The organism is Comamonas endophytica (genome assembly GCF_023634805.2).
Lineage (GTDB): Bacteria > Pseudomonadota > Gammaproteobacteria > Burkholderiales > Burkholderiaceae_C > Comamonas > Comamonas endophytica.
In genome coordinates, this window is the sequence record NZ_CP106881.1 from 3,679,990 (window position 1) to 3,695,000 (window position 15,011).

General features: G+C 65.8%; 9 protein-coding genes and 3 pseudogenes. 8 read left to right on the top strand and 4 right to left on the bottom strand.

Annotation, left to right across the window (positions count from 1 at the left end; translation table 11 throughout):
- Positions 1–16 precede the first annotated feature (16 nt).
- Positions 17–2,641 (bottom strand): alanine--tRNA ligase, encoded by a 2,625-nt coding sequence (gene alaS, locus M9799_RS16735; protein WP_231042441.1) that lies wholly within the window; start codon positions 2,639–2,641, stop codon positions 17–19.
- Between the two features lie 188 nt (positions 2,642–2,829).
- Positions 2,830–4,163: pseudogene (locus M9799_RS16740) on the bottom strand (MFS transporter).
- A gap of 319 nt (positions 4,164–4,482) precedes the next feature.
- Here M9799_RS16740 and cyoA point away from each other — a divergent pair.
- The 7 genes and pseudogenes from cyoA to M9799_RS16775 all read left to right on the top strand — a co-directional run bounded on the left by cyoA (position 4,483) and on the right by M9799_RS16775 (position 11,300).
- Positions 4,483–5,529 (top strand): ubiquinol oxidase subunit II, encoded by a 1,047-nt coding sequence (gene cyoA / locus M9799_RS16745; RefSeq protein WP_231042443.1) that lies wholly within the window; start codon positions 4,483–4,485, stop codon positions 5,527–5,529.
- Between the two features lie 63 nt (positions 5,530–5,592).
- A pseudogene (gene cyoB, locus M9799_RS16750) lies at positions 5,593–7,589 on the top strand (cytochrome o ubiquinol oxidase subunit I).
- Positions 7,582–8,214: a cytochrome o ubiquinol oxidase subunit III gene (cyoC, locus tag M9799_RS16755; RefSeq protein WP_231042445.1), complete on the top strand. Its 633-nt coding sequence runs from the start codon at positions 7,582–7,584 to the stop codon at positions 8,212–8,214. Before cyoB ends, cyoC begins: the two are co-directional and overlap by 8 nt.
- The gene (gene cyoD / locus M9799_RS16760) at positions 8,214–8,624 is read left to right on the top strand and encodes a cytochrome o ubiquinol oxidase subunit IV (RefSeq protein ID WP_231042446.1); all 411 of its coding nucleotides are present in this window, start codon (positions 8,214–8,216) and stop codon (positions 8,622–8,624) included. Before cyoC ends, cyoD begins: the two co-directional genes overlap by 1 nt.
- Before the next feature lie 50 nt (positions 8,625–8,674).
- Entirely contained in the window at positions 8,675–9,418 is a 744-nt protein-coding gene (locus tag M9799_RS16765; RefSeq protein ID WP_465252532.1) for an SURF1 family protein, read from the top strand.
- Between the two features lie 117 nt (positions 9,419–9,535).
- Complete coding sequence (locus M9799_RS16770; RefSeq protein WP_231042711.1) at positions 9,536–10,795, top strand: ATP-binding protein; 1,260 nt, start codon at positions 9,536–9,538, stop codon at positions 10,793–10,795.
- Positions 10,767–11,300: a response regulator transcription factor gene (locus M9799_RS16775; protein ID WP_231042447.1), complete on the top strand. Its 534-nt coding sequence runs from the start codon at positions 10,767–10,769 to the stop codon at positions 11,298–11,300. The genes M9799_RS16770 and M9799_RS16775 overlap by 29 nt, the downstream gene beginning before the upstream one ends.
- Before the next feature lie 30 nt (positions 11,301–11,330).
- Here the strand turns inward: M9799_RS16775 and cyoE are convergent, their stop codons facing one another.
- The gene (gene cyoE / locus M9799_RS16780) at positions 11,331–12,230 is read right to left on the bottom strand and encodes a heme o synthase (protein ID WP_231042448.1); all 900 of its coding nucleotides are present in this window, start codon (positions 12,228–12,230) and stop codon (positions 11,331–11,333) included.
- Positions 12,227–13,398 (bottom strand): annotated as a pseudogene (locus M9799_RS16785) (COX15/CtaA family protein). The gene cyoE and the pseudogene M9799_RS16785 overlap by 4 nt, the downstream one beginning before the upstream one ends.
- 600 nt (positions 13,399–13,998) lie before the next feature.
- Between M9799_RS16785 and M9799_RS16790 the strand changes: the two are divergent.
- Positions 13,999–15,006: a D-2-hydroxyacid dehydrogenase family protein gene (locus M9799_RS16790; protein ID WP_231042450.1), complete on the top strand. Its 1,008-nt coding sequence runs from the start codon at positions 13,999–14,001 to the stop codon at positions 15,004–15,006.
- Positions 15,007–15,011 lie beyond the last annotated feature (5 nt).

Below are 15,011 nucleotides of genomic sequence, written 5' to 3' on the forward strand. Positions count from 1 at the left end.
TGTCAGTCTGGATGCCTTAGAGACGCTCGCTGACCCAGCCCTGCACCGAAGCCAGGGCCGCCGGCAGCGCTGTGGCATCGGTGCCGCCGGCCATCGCCATGTCGGGCTTGCCACCGCCCTTGCCGCCGACCTGCAGCGCCACATGGTTGACCAGCTCGCCGGCCTTGAGCTTGGCCGTGCAGTCCTTGGTCACGCCCGCGGCCAGCTGCACCTTGTCGCCATCCACGGCGGCCAGCACGATCACGGCGCTGCCCAGCTTGTCCTTGAGCTTGTCCATGGTGTCGCGCAGCGTCTTGGCATCGGCGCCTTCCAGGCGCGCGGCCAGCAGCTTCACGCCCTTGATATCGATGGCCTGGTTCACCAGCTCGTCGCCCTGGCTCGATGCCAGCTTGCCCTTGAGCGCGGCGACTTCGCGCTCCAGCGCCTTGATCTGATCGAGCGCCTGGCCGATGCGGCCCTTGAGCTCGGTGGCCGGCGCCTTGAAGGCACCCGCGGCCTGGGCCACGGTGTCTTCCAGCGACTGCAGGTAGGCCAGCGCATTCACGCCGGTCACCGCCTCGATGCGGCGCACGCCCGCGGCCACGCCGCCCTCGGCCACGACCTTGAACAGGCCGATGTCGCCGGTGCGCTGCACATGGGTGCCGCCGCACAGCTCGCGGCTGCTGCCGATGCCCAGCACGCGCACGGTCTCGCCATACTTCTCGCCGAACAGCATCATCGCGCCGGTCTTCTGCGCGCTCTCGATGTCCATTTCCTGGGCCTCGGTCGCCGAATTCGCCAGGATCTCCTCGTTCACGCGGCGCTCGATCTCGCGGATCTCGGCGTCGGTGACGGGCGCGCCATGCGTGAAGTCGAAGCGCGTGCGCTCGGCGTTGACCAGGCTGCCCTTTTGCTGCACATGGCTGCCCAGCACCTCGCGCAGCGCCTTGTGCATGATGTGCGTGACCGAGTGGTTGCGCATGGTGGCGGCGCGCAGCGCAGTGTCGACCTCGGCCGTGACGCTGTCGCCCACCTTCAGGCTGCCGCTTTCCAGCACGCCATGGTGGCCGAACACGTCCGCGCGCAGCTTGAGCGTGTCCTGCACCGCGAAGCGCACGCCCGCGGCCGTGATCAGGCCCTGGTCGCCGACCTGGCCGCCCGACTCGGCGTAGAACGGGGTGCTGTCGAGCACCACGACGCCGTTCTGGCCCGCGGCCAGCTCGTCGACGCTGGTGCCCTCGGCATACAGCGCCAGCACCCTGGCAGGCGCCGACAGGTCGCCATAGCCGGTGAAGGCACTGGCCGCGCCGCTGTATTCGAGCGCGCGGTCCATCTTGAACTTGCCGGCGGCGCGCGCCTTGGTCTTCTGCGCCTCCATGGCCGCGCGGAAACCTTCCTCGTCCACGCTCAGGCCGCGTTCGCGCGCCACGTCGTTGGACAGGTCCAGCGGGAAGCCATAGGTGTCGTGCAGCTTGAAAGCCACGTCGCCGGGCAGCACCTTGACATCGCCCGCCAGCGCGCTGTCGAGGATCTCCATGCCGTTGGCCAGGGTCTCGAAGAAGCGCTCCTCCTCGGCCTTGAGCACCGCGGTGATGCGTTCTTCCTGCTCGCGCAGCTGCGGATAGGCATCGCCCATGACCGCCACCAGGTCCTTGACCAGCTTGTGGAAGAACGGCGTCTTCTGGCCCAGCTTGTAGCCGTGGCGGATGGCGCGTCGCACGATGCGCCGCTGCACATAGCCGCGGCCTTCGTTGGAGGGAATCACGCCGTCGCTGACCAGGAACGAGGTCGCACGGATATGGTCGGCGATGACCTTGAGCGAAGGGTTGTCCAGGTCGGCGGTGTGCGTTTCACGTCCTGCCGCCTTGATGAGGGCAGCGAACAGGTCGATCTCGTAGTTGCTGTGCACGTGCTGCAGGATGGCGGCCAGGCGCTCCAGGCCCATGCCGGTGTCCACACAGGGCGCGGGCAGCTTGGTCAAGACGCCCTGCTCGTCCATGTCGAACTGCATGAACACGTTGTTCCAGATCTCGATGAAGCGGTCGCCATCCTCATCCGGGCTGCCTGGCGGGCCGCCGGGAATGTGCTCGCCGTGATCGTAGAAGATCTCCGAGCAGGGGCCGCAGGGGCCAGTGTCGGCCATCATCCAGAAGTTGTCGGACTTGTAGCGCCCGCCCTTGTTGTCGCCGATGCGGATCACGCGCTCCGGCGGCAGGCCGATCTCCTTCGTCCAGATGTCGTAGGCCTCGTCGTCCTCGGCGTACACGGTCGCCAGCAGCCGCTCCTTGGGCAGCATGTAGACCTCGGTCAGCAGCTCCCACGCCCACTTCAGCGACTCGCGCTTGAAGTAGTCGCCAAAGGACCAGTTGCCCAGCATCTCGAAGAAGGTGTGGTGGCGTGCAGTGTAGCCGACGTTTTCCAGGTCGTTGTGCTTGCCGCCGGCACGCAGGCAGGCCTGCACCGAGGTGGCGCGCTGGTAGGGGCGCTTGTCCGTGCCGAGGAACACGTCCTTGAACTGCACCATGCCCGAATTGGTGAACATCAGCGTCGGGTCGTTGCCCGGCACCAGCGAGCTCGAGGCAACGATGGTGTGGCCCTTGGAGGCAAAGAAGTCCAGGAACGACTTCCTGATTTCGGCAACGGAAAAAGTGGGTTGGCTCATGGCGTATGGTTAGGAAGTGCGCAGCGCCTGCACGCTCGCATGAAAAGGCGCGCCGCCTGGGCAAGCGGGTCAATCTTCCATTATAGATTTGTGCGAAGCGCCATGGCGCCAGACGGGCAGCCAAATGAAGACTGCCCCTGCCCGCGGTGCGGACAAGGGCAGCAAGCACCAGGCCAGCTGGGTGCGGATCAGTCGCGCGCTTCGATGCGGCGGTTGATGGCCAGCGCCGCCAGCGTGCAGATGCCGCCCGAAAGCAGATAGATGCCCAGCCCGAACAGGCCGAAGCGTGCCGACACGGCCAGCGCCACCAGGGAGCGAAGGCCGCGCCCACCAGCCAGGCCATGTCGGCCGACAGCGCCGCGCCGGTGTAGCGGTAGTGCGGCGTGAAGTTGGCCGTCACGGTGCCCGAAGACTGGCCGTAGGACAGGCCCAGCAGGATGAAGCCGATGATCAGGAAGGCGTTGTTGCCGGCCTGGCCGCTGCCCAGCAGGCCCGGGCCGACGAAGCTGAACACGCAGATCAGCGCCGCCATCGTGCCCAGGGTGTTGCGGCGCCCGAACCGGTCGGCAAGCCAGCCCGAGGCGACCATCGCCGCGCAGGCAGCGGCGGCGCCCAGCATCTGCACGCGCAGCACGTCGCCCACCGGCTGGTCGGAGTACAGCTCGATGTACGACAGCGGGAAGATCGTCACCAGATGGAACAGCGCGAAGCTGGCCAGTGCCGCGAAGGCGCCGATGGCCACGTTGCGGCCTTCGCTGCGCATCACTTCGGAAGTCTTCACCGCCTCGAGCTCGTTTTCCATCAGCAGATGGGAGTACGTCTGGCCTACGACAATGCGAATGCGCGCAAACAGCGCCACCACGTTGATGGCAAAGGCCACGAAGAAAGGAAAGCGCCAGCCCCAGGCAATGAATTCTTCCGGGGTCGTCGCTTCATACACATAGGCAACCAGGCCCGCGGCCAGGAAGAAGCCCACCGGTGCGCCCAGCTGGCCCAGCATCGAGTACCAGCCGCGGCGGTTGCGCGGCGCGGAGATCGCCAGCAGCGACGGCAGGCCGTCCCAGGTGCCGCCCAGCGCCAGGCCCTGGCCGATGCGCAGCGCGGCGAACAGCACGATGGCCCACATGCCAAGGCGCTCGTAGCCCGGCAGGAAGGCCATGCCCACCGTGCAGCTGCCCAGCAGGAACAGCGACAGCGTCAGCTTGGTGCCGCGGCCCCAGCGGCGCTGGATGGCCATGGAGATGGCGGTGCCGATCGGGCGGGCGATGAAGGCCAGCGCGAAGATCGCGAACGACGCCAGCGTGCCGTCGATGCGCGCCATATAGGGAAACAGCAGTGCCGGAAAGACCAGCACACAAGCGATGCCGAATACGAAAAAGTCGAAATATTCCGCCGACCGTCCAATGACGACGCCCACCGCGATATCGCCAGGGCTGACCTCTTCGTGCGTATCTGCACGGGACAATGCCTGGGGGCTCTCGTAACCCCCTGTGGAAGGTGCTGTGTAACCGGTTGCGCTCATGAAGATACCTCCCATTCAGTTGACTAGCCGTTTCTACGCCCGTCTACCGCCGAGCCCAGTACGTCTTTGACGCCTGCACATGTCAGCCAACAACTACAGCCCGACGGCTGCCTGCATCCACCCGACCACTCCCACCGGGCCGACGCCCCGACGGCTCTCCCGCCTACATGAAAATTCGCTGCGCTACCCAGAATGTCGGCATGCGCCCCCGTGCGCACGTAGGACAAAATGTCCAATCGACATTTTTCGCCGTTTTATTACATTTACGCTGTTTCCCAACTCACGTTTACACCTAAGCGCGCTCGGGCGCGCCCATGACATGCTTCAATCCAAGGAAATCCGTGGGCCTGCGTGGCTCACAGCTACCGCGCTGCTTGCCGCCCTCGGCGGCTGCAGCAAAGCCGTAGTTCTCAACCCCGCAGGCGATGTCGCCGCACAGCAAGGCGATCTGGTCATGGTGGCCACCTACCTGATGCTGCTGATCATCGTCCCCGTGATCCTGGCGACCTTCTTCTTCGCCTGGAAGTACCGGCAGTCGAACACCGAGGCCGAATACGACCCCGAGTTCCACCATTCGACCAAGCTGGAACTGCTGATCTGGACCGCGCCGCTGGCCATCGTGATCGTGCTCGGCGCGATCACCTGGATCAGCACCCACAAGCTCGACCCCTATCGTCCGCTCGACCGCATCGACCACCAGACGCCGCTGGCGGAAAACGTCACGCCGCTGACGGTGGAAGTCGTGGCCATGGACTGGAAATGGCTGTTCTTCTATCCCGAGCAGGGCATCGCCACGGTGAACGAACTGGCTGCGCCGGTCAACCGCCCGATCCACTTCAAGATCACCTCCACGACCACGATGAACGCGTTCTACGTGCCCGACCTGGCCGGCATGATCTATGCCATGCCCGGCATGCAGACCGAGCTCAATGCCGTCATCAACAAGGAAGGCGTCTACAAGGGCCTGTCCACGCACTACAGCGGCCCCGGCTTCTCGCACATGAACTTCAAGTTCCATGGCTTGACCGAAGCCGGCTTCAACGACTGGATCGCCAAGGCCAAGTCCGAAGGTGGCACGCTGGACCGCACGACCTACCTCGAGCTGGTCAAGCCCACCGAGCGCCATCCGGTCCAGCGCTTCGGCAATGTCGATCCCAAGCTCTACCACACGGTGCTCAACCGCTGCGTGGAAGAAGGCCAGATGTGCATGCACACCATGATGGCCATCGACAAGGCCGGCGGCCAGTCCTACATGCGCGCCAAGGGCCTGAACCTGTCGGGCGACATCTGCACGACCGAAGACGCCGCGAAGATCACGGCCGCTTTGGAGCCTGGCGTCGCTTCCGAAGCCGTCATCCAGCAATAAGCAATTCGGTGGTCGGCACGCCAGGCAAGCCTGCCCTGCCGACCACCTCACAAGAGACCCTTTATGTCTGATCAATTTGATACGGCCCAACTGATCTTCGGACGGTTGAGCTGGCAATCGATACCGCTGCACGACCCGATCCTTCTGGCGACCTTTGCCGGCGTGGTTCTGGGCGGCCTGGCGATCCTCACCCTGCTGACCCGCTTCAAGCTCTGGGGCACCCTCTGGCGCGACTGGATCTGCAGCATCGACCACAAGAAGATCGGGATCATGTACATGATCCTGGGTATCGTCATGCTGCTGCGCGGCTTTGCCGACGCGCTGATGATGCGCATGCAGCAGGCCGTGGCCACCGTGGACGGCGTGGGCTTCCTGCCGCCGCACCACTACGACCAGATCTTCACGGCGCACGGCACCATCATGATCTTCTTCGTGGCCATGGCTTTGGTCACGGGCCTGATGAACTACATCATTCCGCTGCAGATCGGCGCGCGCGATGTGGCCTTCCCGTTCCTGAACAACTTCAGCTTCTGGATGACCACCGCCGGCGCGATCCTGGTGATGGTGTCGCTGTTCGTCGGCGAGTTCTCGACCTCGGGCTGGCTGGCGCTTTCCAACCTCGGCCACAACCCCGAGGGTGTCGGACTCGACTACTACATCTGGGCCCTGCAGATCGCCGGGGTCGGCACGACGCTGTCCGGGATCAACCTGCTGGTGACCATCATCAAGATGCGCGCCCCCGGCATGACGCTGATGAAGATGCCGATCTTCGTCTGGACCTCGCTGTGCACCAACGCGCTGATCGTCGCCTCCTTCCCGGTGCTGACGGCCACGCTGCTGCTGCTGTCGCTCGACCGCTACCTGGGCACGCACTTCTTCACCAACGACATGGGCGGCAACGCCATGCTGTACGTGAACCTGATCTGGATCTGGGGCCACCCAGAGGTGTACATCCTGATCCTGCCGGCCTTCGGCGTGTTCTCGGAAATCACCGCCACGTTCAGCCGCAAGCGCCTGTTCGGCTACACCTCGATGGTGTATGCGACGGTGGCCATCACCATCCTGTCCTACCTGGTCTGGCTGCACCACTTCTTCACGATGGGCTCGGGCGCGAGCGTGAACTCGTTCTTCGGCATCACCACGATGATCATCTCCATCCCGACCGGGGCGAAGATCTTCAACTGGCTGTTCACGATGTACAAGGGCCGCATCCGCTTCACCGTGCCGATGATGTGGACCGTGGGCTTCATGGCCACCTTCGCCATCGGCGGCATGACCGGCGTGCTGCTGGCCGTTCCCCGGCCGACTTCGTGCTGCACAACAGCCTGTTCCTGATCGCCCACTTCCACAACGTGATCATCGGCGGCGTGGTGTTCGGCCTGTTCGCGGCCATCAACTACTGGTTCCCCAAGGCCTTCGGCTTCATGCTCGACGAGTTCTGGGGCAAGGTGTCGTTCTGGTGCTGGCTGGTGGGCTTCTGGGTCACCTTCACGCCGCTGTACATCCTGGGCCTGATGGGCGCGACGCGCCGCGTCAACGTGTTCGAAGACGACGCCTACAACATCTGGCTGTACATCTCCACGGTCGGCGTGGTGATCGTTGCCGCCGGCATCGGCGCCTTCCTGGTGCAGCTGTGGGTTAGCTTCCGCAACCGCGCGGCGCTGCGCGACGTGACCGGCGACCCATGGGACGGCCGCACGCTGGAATGGTCCACGGCTTCGCCCACGCCCGACTACAACTTCGCCATGACGCCCAAGGTCTACGAGATCGATGCGTGGTGGGACATGAAGAAGCACGGCTACAAGCGCCCCCTCACGGGCTTCAAGGCCCTGCACATGCCCAAGAACACCGCGGCCGGTTTCGTGATCGCCATGGTGGCGACCGTGTTCGGCTTCGCGATGATCTGGCACATGTGGCTGCTCGCCGGCCTGACGTTTGCCGCCATCGTGCTGATCTCGATCGTCCATACCTTCAACTACAAGCGCGATTTCTACATCCCAGCATCGGAAGTTGCTGCGACTGAAGATGCCCGCACCGAACTGCTTGCACGCAATGTCTGAACTCCGCATGAACGCCGGCGCCGCGGGCGCCATTGAACCCCGCGACTACCATCTGGCCGAGGAACCCCATACGGCCAATGGCACCGCGCTGGGCTTCTGGCTCTACCTGATGAGCGACTGCCTCATCTTCGCTGCCCTGTTCGCCACCTATGGCGTGCTGGGCCGCAGCTACGCCGCCGGCCCGACCGGCGCCGACCTGTTCGACCTGCCGCTGGTGGCGATGAACACGGCCTTCCTGCTGCTGTCGTCGATCACCTTCGGCTTCGCCATGCTCAAGAAGCAGCAGAACCAGGTCGGCGCCACGCTGGGCTGGCTGGCGGTCACCGGCGTCCTGGGCCTGTGCTTCCTGGGCCTGGAACTCTACGAGTTCTCGCACCTGCTGCACCAGGGTGCGGGCCCGGGCCGCAGCGCCTTCCTGTCGTCGTTCTTCACGCTGGTCGGCACCCACGGCCTGCACGTGACCTTCGGCCTGATCTGGCTCGTCGTGCTGATGCTGCAGATCAGCAAGCACGGCCTGACGCACGAGAACAACCGCCGCCTGATGTGCCTGTCGATGTTCTGGCACTTCCTGGACGTGGTCTGGATCGGCGTCTTCACCTTTGTCTACCTGATGGGAGTGCTGTAATGAGCGCACATGACATCCACGCCGGCGGCGCGCACGACGCGCACGACGACCACCACCACGACGTCGGCCCGCACAGCACCTTCTCCGGCTACATGACGGGCTTCGTGCTGTCGGTCATCCTGACGGCGATCCCCTTCTGGCTGATCATGGCCAAGGTCATCGAAGGCCGCACCACCGCCGTCCTGGTGCTGGGCGCCTTCGCCATCGTGCAGATCCTGGTGCACATGTACTACTTCCTGCACATGAACAGCAAGATCGAGGCCGGCTGGACGCTGCTGTCCACGATCTTCACCGTGGTCTTCGTCGTGATCGCGCTGTCGGGTACGCTCTGGGTCATGTTCCACATGAACGCCAACATGATGCCGCACCACGGCACGCCGCCCGCCGCCTCCACCACGCCGCAGCCTTGACCTCCGTCAACGCCAACGCATCGAACGCCGGGCCTGCGCGCCCGCGTTCGATGGCCCTCAAGGCCATGCTCGCACTGCTGGGCATGGCCTTGTTCTTTGCGTTCGTGGGCCTGGGCACATGGCAGCTGCAGCGCCGCGCCTGGAAGCTGGACCTGATCGAGCGCGTCACCGAGCGCGTGCGCGCGCAGCCCGTGGCCGCGCCTGCGCCCGCGCAGTGGCCGGAGGTCACGGCGCAGCAGCATGAATACCTGCCGGTGACGCTGACCGGGCGCTTGCTCACGCAAAAGACGGTGCTGGCGCAGGCGGTTACCGAACTGGGCGCGGGCTTCTGGGTCATGACGCCGCTGCAGGCCGCCGACGGCAGCCAGACGCTGGTCAACCGCGGATTCGTGCCGGCGAGCGAGCGCGAGGCCTGGCTTCCCGCAGCCGCTGCCGAAACCGCAGCCGCGCCGCAGTCCATCACCGGCCTGCTGCGCATGAGCGAGCCTGGCGGTGGTTTCCTGCGCGACAACGACGCGGCGCAGCAGCGCTGGTATTCGCGCGACGTCGCGGCCATCGCCGCGGCGCAGGGCCTGGAGCGCGCGGCGCCCTACTTCATCGACGCCGGCCGCCCGGGCCAGCCGGTGGCCGCGCAGACCTGGCCGCGCCCGGGCATGACCGTCATTGCCTTCCACAACAGCCACCTGGTCTATGCCCTGACCTGGTATGGCATGGCGCTGATGGTGCTGGCCGCCGCGGTCATCGTGGTGCGCTGGGAAAAGCGTCGGGCGCTGCCCGCGCACAAGACCTTGTAGGCCGGGCGATTCGCCGGCTGCGGCAAAATCCTGCCGGTGAATCGCCCCTTACGCCCTCTCCGCCCCCGCTCCTCCGACCCTTTGTCCCAGGTCGAACTGACCACCGAGCGCAAGAACATGCAGCTGCTGATCCAGCTGCGCTGGCTTGCCGTGGTGGGCCAGGTGATCACCATCGGCGTCGTGCATTACGGCCTGGGCATTCCGCTTCCGCTGCCGGAGATGACCGCGGTGCTGATGGCGCTGATCGTCACCAACCTGGGGTATGTGTACTGGTTCAAATGGCGCCGGCGCAACGTGACCAGCCTGGGCCTGTTCTGCGCGCTCCTGGCCGACGTCGCGGCGCTGTCGGTGCAGCTGTATCTGAGCGGCGGCGCCAGCAACCCTTTCATCTACCTGTTCCTGCTGCAGGCCATCCTGAGCGCGGTGCTGCTGTCGCCGGCCCACACCTGGGTCATCGCCGCCATCACCGGGCTGTGCGCGCTCGACCTGGCGGGCTCCTCGCGCCCGCTGGCGGTGCAGCCGCACCACAGCCTGTATGTCATGGGCCTGTTGACCTGCTTCGCGCTGACCACGGTGCTGCTGGTGATCTTTCTCACGCGCATCGTCGGCAACCTGCGCCGGCGCGACTCGCGCCTGGCCGACATGCGCCAGCGCGCCAGCGAGGAGGAGCACATCGTGCGCATGGGGCTGCTGGCCACGGGCGCCGCGCACGAGCTGGGCACGCCGCTGGCGACGATGTCGGTGATCCTGGGCGACTGGCAGCGCATGCCCGAGATCGCGCGCCAGCCCGAGCTGCTGCAGGATCTCGACGAGATGCAGCAGCAGTTGCTGCGCTGCAAGAGCATCGTCAGCAACGTGCTGCTGTCGGCCGGCGAGGCCCGCGCCGATGCGCCCAAGCCGACCACGCTCTTTCGCTTCATGGACCGGCTCATCGCGCAGTGGCAGGCAGACCACCATCCGCTGCGCTTTCGCTATCGCAACGACATCGCGCAGGACGTGGCGATCATTTCCGACACCGCGCTGCAGCAGATGATCTTCAACGTGCTGGACAATGCGCTGGAGGCTTCGGCCGACGAGGTCGAGCTGCGGCTGCGCTGCGAGGACGATCAGCTGGTCATCACCGTGCTCGACCGCGGCACCGGCTTTGCCCCCGAGATTCTGCGCAACTTCGGCAAATACCAGCAATCGAACAAGAAGGACCGCGCGGGGCGCGGCGTGGGCCTGTTCCTGGTGACCAACGTCGCGCGCTCGCTCAACGGCACGGCCTCGGCGCGCAACCGCGACGATGGCGGCGCCGAGGTCACGGTACGCTTTCCCCTGTCCGCCATCACCCTGGGAGATAAAGACCATGGACACACGCCTGCTGCTGCTGGTTGAAGACGATGCCGCCTTTGCGCGCACCCTGGCGCGCTCCTTCGAGCGCCGCGGCTACCAGGTGCTGACCGCGGCCAGCGCCGAGGAGGTGAAGCTGCTGCTGCAGGAGCACCGCCCGGGCTACGCCGTGATGGATCTGAAGCTCGCGGGCAATGCCTCGGGGCTCAACTGCATCCAGATGCTGCACGAGCACAATCCCGAGGCACTGATCGTGGTGCTGACGGGGTATGCCAGCATCGCCACGGCGGTGGAGGCGGTGAAGCTCGGCGCCTGCCACTACCTGGCCAAGCCCTCCAACACTGACGACATCGAGGCTGCCTTCGGCCGCATCGCCGGGGACACCGAAGTCGAGCTGACGCAGCAGACCAGCTCGATCAAGACGCTCGAATGGGAGCATATCCACGAGACGCTGGCCGACAGCGACTTCAATATCTCCGAGGCCGCGCGGCGCCTGGGCATGCACCGGCGCACGCTGGCGCGCAAGCTGGAGAAGCGCCAGGTGAAATGACGCTGGCCGGCCGAGGCTGCCCGGCCCAGGCTAGAAAAACAGGTAATGGTCCACCAGCAGCGCCGCGAACAGCGCGCTCAGGTGCACCAGCGAGAACTTGAAGGTGCGCCAGGCCAGCGCATCCGAATAGTGGCGGCGCAGGCGCCAGGCATAGGCGCAGAAGCCCGCGCCCAGCACCACCGCCGCCGCCAGGTAGAGCCAGGAGCTCATGCCGTAGACGAAGGGCAGCAGGCAGGCGGCGAACAGCACCACCGTGTAGAGCAGGATCTGCAGCCGCGTGTGTTCGCTGCCGTGCGTCACCGGCAGCATCGGCAGGCCGGACTTGCGGTAATCCTCGACGCGGTACAGCGCCAGCGCCCAGAAATGCGGCGGGGTCCACAGGAAGATGATCAGGAACAGGATCAGCGCTTCGGGGCCCACCTGGCCGGTCATGGCCGCCCAGCCCAGCACCGGCGGCATGGCGCCCGAGGCGCCGCCGATCACGATGTTCTGCGGGGTGCGCGGCTTGAGCACCACCGTGTAGATCACCGCATAGCCGACGAAGGTGGCCAGCGTGAGCCACATGGTCAACGGGTTGCTGCCGATGAAAAGAATGACGGAGCCCAGGCTGCACAGCGCCGCCGAGAACGCCAGCGCCTGCGAGCTCGAGAGCTCGCCGCGCGCCGTCGGGCGCCAGGCGGTGCGCTGCATGCGCGCGTCGATGTGCTTCTCGACCAGGCAATTGAAGGCCGCGGCGGCGGCCGCCACCAGCCAGATGCCCAGGCAGGACACCGCCATGTGCAGCCACTGCGCGCCGCTGGGCCAGCCGGGAACGGCCAGCACCATGCCGATCAGGGCGCAAAAGACGATCAGCTGCACCACCCGGGGCTTGGTCAGGGCGTAGAACTGCACGAAGCGTGAAGCGGGGGAAAGCATGGTATCCGTGGTCATGCGCGAGCGAAAGCTTTCTTCGAGGAGGAGTGGCGCGGATCCGGATCCGCGCTGGAGCTGCGGCTGACCGCGAGAGCCCAGACCAGCGCGCCCACCAGCGCCGCAGCGCCTCCAGTGTGCAGCACGGCGGCAATCAAAGGCCAGTCAAAAAGGACATTCGACAATCCGGTCATCACCTGCAGCAGCACCAGCCCTGCAAGCCAGCGGCGCTGGCGCGCGAGCGCCCCGGCGCGGCGCAGCGCCAGCGCCAGCGCCAGCAGCGCCGGCACGACCGCATAGGCGGCGAGCCGGTGCACGTAATGGATGGCCGTCAAAGCCTCGAAATCCAGGTGGCTGCCATCCTTGAGCAGGCCCAGCGGCCGCCAGATCTCGAAACCCTGCGAGAAATTCATGGCCGGCCACCAACTGCCCTGGCAGGTCGGGAAAGTGGTGCACGCCAGCACCGCATAGTTGGTGCTGACCCAGCCGCCCAGCGCCACCTGCAGCGTGACCAGCGCCAGGGCCGCCGCCAGCGCACGCCGCAGCCAGGGCGCCAGCGGCTCGGGCTGCTGGCCGCGCACCGCGAGGCCGTGGGCCACGGCGGGCACGCACAGCAGCGCCAGCAGCACGGTGCCGCCCAGCAGATGCAGCGTGACGATGGCGGGGAACAGTTTTTCGGTCACCGTGAGCGCGCCGAACGCCCCTGGATGCAGACCCATACCAGGCTGGCCGTGGGCCACCAGGGGCTGCGCCCCGCACGCAGCGGCACCTTGCGCGCGAGCCGCCAGCTCATCAGCGTGAGCGCGATGATCAGCACGCCCACGCCCGTGGCCAGATAGCGGTGGATCATCTCGACCCAGGCCTTGCCATGCGTCACGGGCCCGGTGGGCATGGCCGTCTGCGCCGCGCTGATTTCCTGGTGCGCGCCCAGCGGGCTGGCGTTGCCGTAGCAGCCGGGCCAGTCGGGGCAACCCAGCCCCGAGTCGGTAAGCCGCGTGAAGGCGCCGAACATCACCAGATCGAAGGTGAGGAACAGCGTGAAAACGCTCAGCGCCAGCAGTTTCTCCGCCGGACCATGCTGGCGGTTGCGCAGCCAGACCCATGCCAGGGGCGCCAGCGCGATCACCGCGCCGATCAGCATCAGATGCAGCAACGGTCCCAAGTCATAGAGAGGCTGGCTATCGGTCATTAATCACTCTTATCGTTTGTACCCAATGGGACGCCCATCGAAGCTCGACACAAATTTCAAGATTGTCTGAAATATCTGAACGTTTTCCACAAGAAACCGCGCTGGCGAGCTTGCGTGCACCGCGCGTTGACATATCGTGCCAACGCTACAGCAGCCCACGGCCAGACCGGGACTGGCGCATTGTCCCGGCGCAATTCTATCGGGAGCCGCGGTCAGGCACAGCCGGCACGCCAAGTGACCCTATGGATGACCGGAACGGGCGCGTGCCTGGCGCCGCTGCTGCACGAAGCGATGGCTTGATTGAGGCAGATTGTCGCAACCCAAACATCTTGCTACATCTTCATGTAATCGGTAACAATCCAAAGGGGATTCCAGGGTGCTGCATCGACTTGCCGACGCATCACCGCAGGTGCATGCGGGACAATGGGTCGATTCGAACACGCACGTCCGCAGCTGGCCGTATCGCGCAGACCCTGAAGGCCCTCGCGAAAAGCCTGCGCCGGCGTTTCGCTCCACCCCGTCGTTCCGGCCCTGCCTTCCTTACAGGCGCAGGTCCCATTTGCTGTTATCGCCAAAAAGCCCAAGAGCTGGAAGCCCGTCATGAACATTGTGATCCTGGACGACTACCAAGACGCCGTACGCAAGCTGCATTGCGCCAGCCGCCTCGACGCGCTCAACGCCAAGGTCTACACCAACACCGTCAAGGGCCTGGGCCAGCTGTCCGTGCGGTTGCGCGACGCGGACATCATCGTGCTGATCCGCGACCGTACCGCCATCACCCGCCAGCTGATCGAGAAGCTTCCCCGCCTCAAGCTCATTGCCCAGACCGGCCGGGTGGGCGCGCACATCGATGTCCAGGCCTGCACCGAACACGGCATTGCCATTGCCGAAGGCGTGAGCTCGCCGGTCGCGCCCGCGGAGCTGACCTGGGCGCTGATCATGGCCGCGATGCGCCGGCTGCCGCAGTACATCGCCAATCTCAAGCATGGCGCCTGGCAGCAGTCGGGCTTCAAGGCCGCCTCGATGCCGCCGAACTTCGCGCTGGGCAGCGTGCTGCGCGGCAGGACGCTGGGCATCTGGGGCTACGGCCGCATCGGCCGCATCGTCGCCGGCTACGGCCGCGCCTTCGGCATGAACGTGCGCGTCTGGGGGCGCGACGCTTCGCGCGCCGAGGCCCTGGCCGACGGCTACCAGGCGGCGACGACGCGCGAGGAATTCTTCGCGCAGTGCGATGTCATCAGCCTGCATCTGCGCCTCAACGAAGCCACGCAGCACCTCATCGGCCTCGAGGACCTGGCGCTGATGAAGCCCACGGCGCTGCTGGTCAACACCTCGCGGGCCGAGCTCATCGCGCCCGATGCGCTGGTGGCCGCGCTGCAAAGCGGCCGCCCGGGCATGGCCGCCGTCGACGTGTTCGAGAGCGAGCCCATCCTGCAGGGGCATGCGCTGCTGCGCATGGAAAACTGCATCTGCACGCCGCACCTGGGCTATGTGGAGCAGGACAGCTATGAGCTGTACTTCGGCGCGGCCTTCGACAATGTCGTCAACTTCATCGACGGCGCACCCACGCAGATCGTCAATCCCGACTACCAGCTCGCGCGGCGCTGAGACCG

Bases quoted from the DNA above. Each gene is read 5' to 3' on its own strand.
- alaS (WP_231042441.1), bottom strand. From the start codon at position 2,641: ATGAGCCAACCCACTTTTTCCGTTGCCGAAATCAGGAAGTCGTTCCTG.
- cyoA (WP_231042443.1), top strand. From the start codon at position 4,483: ATGCTTCAATCCAAGGAAATCCGTGGGCCTGCGTGGCTCACAGCTACC.
- cyoC (WP_231042445.1), top strand. From the start codon at position 7,582: ATGTCTGAACTCCGCATGAACGCCGGCGCCGCGGGCGCCATTGAACCC.
- cyoD (WP_231042446.1), top strand. From the start codon at position 8,214: ATGAGCGCACATGACATCCACGCCGGCGGCGCGCACGACGCGCACGAC.
- M9799_RS16765 (WP_465252532.1), top strand. From the start codon at position 8,675: ATGGCCCTCAAGGCCATGCTCGCACTGCTGGGCATGGCCTTGTTCTTT.
- M9799_RS16770 (WP_231042711.1), top strand. From the start codon at position 9,536: ATGCAGCTGCTGATCCAGCTGCGCTGGCTTGCCGTGGTGGGCCAGGTG.
- M9799_RS16775 (WP_231042447.1), top strand. From the start codon at position 10,767: ATGGACACACGCCTGCTGCTGCTGGTTGAAGACGATGCCGCCTTTGCG.
- cyoE (WP_231042448.1), bottom strand. From the start codon at position 12,230: ATGACCACGGATACCATGCTTTCCCCCGCTTCACGCTTCGTGCAGTTC.
- M9799_RS16790 (WP_231042450.1), top strand. From the start codon at position 13,999: ATGAACATTGTGATCCTGGACGACTACCAAGACGCCGTACGCAAGCTG.